Below are 4295 nucleotides of genomic sequence, written 5' to 3'. Positions count from 1 at the left end.
AGTCCAATTTATTATAGAACCATTTTTAGGGTTGGTGGCTCAAAACTATCTCTAGATAATTGTGTTTGAATTGCTTCAATATGATTAGAATAAATATGAGCATCACCAAATGTATGAACAAATTCTCCTACATCTAGATTACATTCTTTTGCTATTAAATGTGTCAATAATGCATAGCTCGCGATATTAAACGGTACACCTAAGAAGATATCTGCACTACGTTGATACAATTGACAGCTTAACTTACCATCTTGAACATAAAATTGGAACATCGTATGACATGGTGGCAGGGCCATGCTATCAATTTCTGTAGGATTCCATGCTGAAACAATATGGCGTCGAGAATTTGGATTATGCTTTATTTGATCAATTACTGTTTTAAGTTGATCGAAATGATTATCTTCTTTATCTACCCAATCTCGCCATTGTTTACCATAAACGTTACCTAAATCTCCGTACTTTTTAGCGAATGTATCGTCATTTAATATACGTTGTTTGAATTTAGACATTTCTTCTTTGTATTGTTTATTAAAGTCCTCGTCTTGGAGCGCCCTATGTCCAAAATTAGTCATATCAGGTCCGTGGTAATCATTTGATTGTACGTATTTCTCAAATGCCCACTCATTCCAAATGTTATTATTATATTTTAATAAATATTGTATATTTGTATCGCCTTTAATAAACCATAGTAATTCAGTAGCTATAAGTTTAAACGATACTTTCTTCGTTGTAAGTAATGGAAAACCTTTGGTCAAATCAAAACGTAATTGATGACCAAACTTAGATATAGTACCTGTATGCGTACGATCATCACGTTGATTGCCAATTTCCAATATTTCTTCACATAGAGCATGGTAGGCTGAATCAAATGAATTTAACATCTTGTTCATCTCCTAGAATTGTTTATATTACTAATTATTATACTAGATAATACGTACTTATAAAATTAAAATAAAAAAATCCCAAATATAAAATTAACTATTAATTTTATATTTGGGATTGGTAAGTCAATCTTTAATGAATACGTATTCATAAATAATGCCATTTAGTAGTGATTTGAAATTTCTAAGCTGTAGAGTCAAAATGGTTAATTGTTTAACAAGTTTATAGTGAATTTAAGCATTTAGCATTGACTAAAAACTCAAATAGGTTTCTTAACAATTTTCATCAAATGCATCTTTAATATCCATACAGATATCTTGAATGTCACGGCCTTCAATATGCTCTCTAGGAATAAAATGCTTTAATTCTGTCCCTTTGAATAATGCATATGATGGACTAGAAGGCACTTGTTGGATGTAGTCACGCATTGTTTGAGTTGCTTCTTTGTCTTGACCAGCAAATACTGTGATTTTGTTTGTCGGTTTTTTATCATTTTGTTCAGCTACTGCAACAGCTGCGGGTCTAGCTAAACCAGCAGCACAACCACATGTAGAGTTAATTACTACAAATGTTGTATCTTCTTCATTAACACTATTCATATAATTTGATACATCTTCACTTGTTTCTAAACTTTTAAAACCATTTTCAGTAAGTTCAGCTCGCATTTGTTGAGCTAATTCTTTCATATATTGTTCATAAGGATTCATTATTTCCACTCCTATTTTAGTTTTTCTTGAAATTTATGACTTATTGCGATTTGCAATTTGTTTCCATACAGAGCCTAACGCTTCATCGCCTTTTTCAATTCTAGAAATTGCCATTTCTATTTGAAGTTTAACTTCATAGGCAGGATCGTCGGCGTGTGATTTTAAACTTGATAACTGCTCTGGTCCACCTTCATCAAATAAAAACATTGCCGCTCTCCAACGGACTATTTTTTGTGGGTCATTTAAAGCTTGTTCCATTTCTGATAATGCCTCTTTAAACCCTAAATCACTTAAACAATCTCCAGCGGTGCGTCTAACTGCTGGGCTTTTATCATGTAAGCCTTTATATAAATATGGAAGGATTTCTTTATCTTCAATCATGCCGATTAATACAATGGCTTGTCGTCTTAATGGTGCCTTTTCTTCTTGTAAGGCTAGGTCTAATAAATCTATATCTTCGACTGTTGGTGATGGAAATGCTTTAAGCATTCTTAATTTATCTTTCCAATCAGACGCTGCTTTAAATTCGTTAACAGTAACATGATGATACTGTTGTTGTGGTACTACAATATCCGTCTCTAATGCAGTTTGAACGAGCGCGTCTAACCTTTCAATTGGGTATAGTGCAATCATTTCTTCATATACTTCATGCATAACGTCATCTAATTCACCATATCTAATACCAAGATCTTCCCACTTACGTAAGAATACAACATTGTCACCGTCTTTTTGTGTCTTTAACATTCTATCAACGAAATGGTTTGGCATTTGTTCGCGACGTTCTTCTGAAGCGGTAGTCAGTTTAATTTGATAAGGGATGCCTTTAAACATAAGTGCCTCAGCTTTAATTTCACCATAATGTTCATCAGGTTGTTGAACACTATCAATAGATGATTCGTTATTTAATGTTGAAGTGATTTGAGGTAAGACCACTTCCCAATCAGATTTCGGTTGTTTATCGATAGCTAAGAAGTCCATTACGTAGAAAATAGATTTGACATCATCGATTGCTAATAAATCATTAATAAATTGAGGTTGATGCTCATCTATTTGTGTAAATGTATTAGATTTATTGTCTTCCCTCTTTTCAGACAAGACGATTTTCATTGTATTAGGACTTGGTGTTGGCTCTACTCGTACAATTTCCATAACTACATGTCCCCTTATAAAGCTTTATTCAAAAGTAGATTGAATTTGTGGTAGTACATTATTCCAATCTGCATTGGCTTCTTTATCAACAGAAATAAAATCCATAACATAAAATATTGATTTTACACCGTCAATTTCAAATAAGTTATTTATAAAATCCGGTTGCCCTTCTTGTGCAGAAGTAAATGTATTAGATTTATTATCTTCTCTCTTTTCACTTAAATTTATTTTCATAGTGTTATGATTTGGTGTTTCTTCGATTGAAACGATATGCATAGTCCTTACCTCCTATTGAAGTTCATTTCCTAATTGTTTGATTTGTTTACCAATTGAACACTCGGAAATACAGAAATGGTGTGCCTGTGTTTTACCTTCTGTTTTTCTTATATGTGTTTTTAGTAAGCATTTATCACAATAAGTGTTCATTAATTCATCAATTTTATCAATTGCATTTTTTTCGGAATGTGTAAGTATAACCGTCACTCCTTAAGCACAGTATTACTTTATTATAAGCATGGAACAAGTATAACTTAATTTGGAGTTATTTTGAAATAATCGATTTAATAATTGATAAATGATTATGTAAGTGATTATGGTTATTGCAATTGCCAATAAATTGCTATAAAATAAATAAGTTGTTTTTGCGGTTTCTAAACACCCGCATCATCAAAATTTAGGAGGATTTTTATGTATAATGAGATTTTTGGTGTAGCATCGTTTCTTGTTACATTTATTTTAATGGTGGTAATGTTCCGATGTTTTGGTAAACAAGGTTTAATTGCCTGGGTTGCAATTGGAACTATTATTGCTAATATTCAAGTAATAAAAACAGTTCATATTTTTGGCATATCTGCTACTTTAGGTAATGTGATGTTTGCGTCAATTTATTTAGCAACAGATATTTTAAATGATATATATGGGCGCAAAGTTGCTAAAAGAGCTGTGTGGTTAGGCTTTTCATCCACGTTGGTCATGATCATTGTGATGCAAATGTCTCTTCATTTTATACCAGCACCTGAGGATATGGCTCAAAAATCACTCTCAACGATTTTTGATTTAGTTCCTAGAATTGCATTAGGTTCAATTATTGCGTATATAATTGGACAACATGTTGATGTATTCATCTTTTCTGCTATTAAGAAAATATTTAGTTCAGATAAGACGTTTATCATACGTGCATACGGAAGCACAATGTTAAGTTCAATTATTGATACAGCACTGTTCGTTACAATTGCTTTTGCAGGTACTTTACCCAATATGGTTGTATTTGAAATATTTATAACAACGTATTTATTAAAACTAATTTCGACAATTTTCAACGTACCATTCGGTTATGTAGCTAAATCTATGTATCGTAAAGGTCGAATTCATAAATTAGATGAAGGATATTAAATGCAACACACTATGGTTGTAAGACTTTTTCCTCAAAATATGCTTAGCTGGGACACTCAATCCCAGCTATATTTATGTTAATGAATTTAATAATACGTAATAGATCGTATTTCACTAACTTGGGAGTGGGACAGAATTCTTTTTAGATTCGTCGTCCACTCCCAG

The 4295-nt window shown here is 32.2% G+C and carries 5 protein-coding genes and 1 pseudogene; 1 reads left to right on the top strand and 5 read right to left on the bottom strand.

Annotated features, from left to right (window positions below; genetic code table 11):
• Nucleotides 1–20: 20 nt before the first annotated feature.
• The 5 genes and pseudogenes from KA828_RS09130 to KA828_RS09110 all read right to left on the bottom strand — a co-directional run.
• A pseudogene (locus KA828_RS09130) lies at nt 21–881 on the bottom strand (thymidylate synthase); the annotation flags it as partial.
• Between the two features lie 273 nt (nt 882–1154).
• Nucleotides 1155–1589: a bacilliredoxin BrxA gene (gene brxA, locus KA828_RS09125; RefSeq protein ID WP_070855623.1), complete on the bottom strand. Its 435-nt coding sequence runs from the start codon at nt 1587–1589 to the stop codon at nt 1155–1157.
• Nucleotides 1590–1622: 33 nt separating this feature from the next.
• Nucleotides 1623–2738 carry a conserved virulence factor C family protein gene (locus KA828_RS09120; RefSeq protein WP_210126087.1) on the bottom strand — a complete coding sequence of 372 codons (1116 nt, stop codon included), beginning with the start codon at nt 2736–2738 and terminating at the stop codon, nt 1623–1625.
• A gap of 24 nt (nt 2739–2762) precedes the next feature.
• Nucleotides 2763–3014: a NifU N-terminal domain-containing protein gene (locus KA828_RS09115; protein WP_053030822.1), complete on the bottom strand. Its 252-nt coding sequence runs from the start codon at nt 3012–3014 to the stop codon at nt 2763–2765.
• A 12-nt stretch (nt 3015–3026) separates the two neighbouring features.
• Complete coding sequence (locus KA828_RS09110) at nt 3027–3221, bottom strand: zinc-finger domain-containing protein (RefSeq protein WP_075108495.1); 195 nt, start codon at nt 3219–3221, stop codon at nt 3027–3029.
• 204 nt (nt 3222–3425) lie between these two features.
• Here KA828_RS09110 and KA828_RS09105 point away from each other — a divergent pair, with 204 nt between their 5' ends.
• On the top strand, nt 3426–4130 hold the full coding sequence (locus KA828_RS09105; RefSeq protein WP_070855625.1) for a queuosine precursor transporter: 705 nt from the start codon (nt 3426–3428) through the stop codon (nt 4128–4130).
• The last annotated feature ends 165 nt before the right edge of the window (nt 4131–4295 follow it).

It is taken from the genome of Staphylococcus sp. GDY8P85P (assembly GCF_017892405.1).
Taxonomy (GTDB): domain Bacteria; phylum Bacillota; class Bacilli; order Staphylococcales; family Staphylococcaceae; genus Staphylococcus; species Staphylococcus borealis.
This window is presented reverse-complemented; position numbering and strand designations above follow the sequence as displayed.